This window comes from Pseudomonas sp. AF32, from assembly GCF_022342325.2.
Lineage (GTDB): Bacteria > Pseudomonadota > Gammaproteobacteria > Pseudomonadales > Pseudomonadaceae > Aquipseudomonas > Aquipseudomonas uvaldensis.
Genome location: NZ_RQJK02000061.1, coordinates 1 through 576, shown reverse-complemented (window position 1 = coordinate 576; position 576 = coordinate 1). Strand labels below are relative to the sequence as shown.

1 pseudogene is annotated in these 576 nt (G+C 64.1%); it reads right to left on the bottom strand.

Features of this window, described 5'->3' with window-relative positions:
- Positions 1-576: pseudogene (locus tag EGM97_RS26105) on the bottom strand (type IV secretion protein Rhs); the annotation flags it as partial.

Genomic DNA, 576 nt, shown 5'->3' with positions numbered 1-576 from the left:
TTGGCCGTCAGGCAGGGTCTTGATCTGCAGCCGCCCGGTCGCGTCGCGCTGGTAACGGGTGATTCTCTGGCTGCCGTCATCACCGAACTCGGTTTTCTCCAGCAGGTGCCCGTTGAGATCGTAGGCATAAGCCGTGCGTTGGCCGTCGAAGCCGATTTGCTGTCGGATCAGGCCGTTGGGCGTGTAGTCCAGCTGATAGGTTTCGCCGGATTCGTTCTCGATTTCCGTCAGCAGCAGCCGCGCCGAGTCGTAGCGGTATTTCAGCTCGCTGCCATCGGGGTTGAGACGGCGGCTGATCAGGTGCAGGTCGTCGGCGTACTCGTAGCGGGTGACGCGGCCTTGTTCGTCGCGTTCTTCGGTGACCTTGCCGTAGGCGTTGTAGCGCCAGGCGCGGGTGGCGCCGTTGGGCAAGGTGGTCTGGAGCAAGCGACCGACGGCATCCCATTGGTAATGGGTCACCCCGCCGTGTTCGTCCTGGCGGGTCAGCAACCGCCCGAGGGCGTCGTAGGCAAACAGCCGTTGGCTGCCGTCCGGCAGGGTTTCTTCCGTCAGCTGGCCCAGGCGACTGCGGGTGAA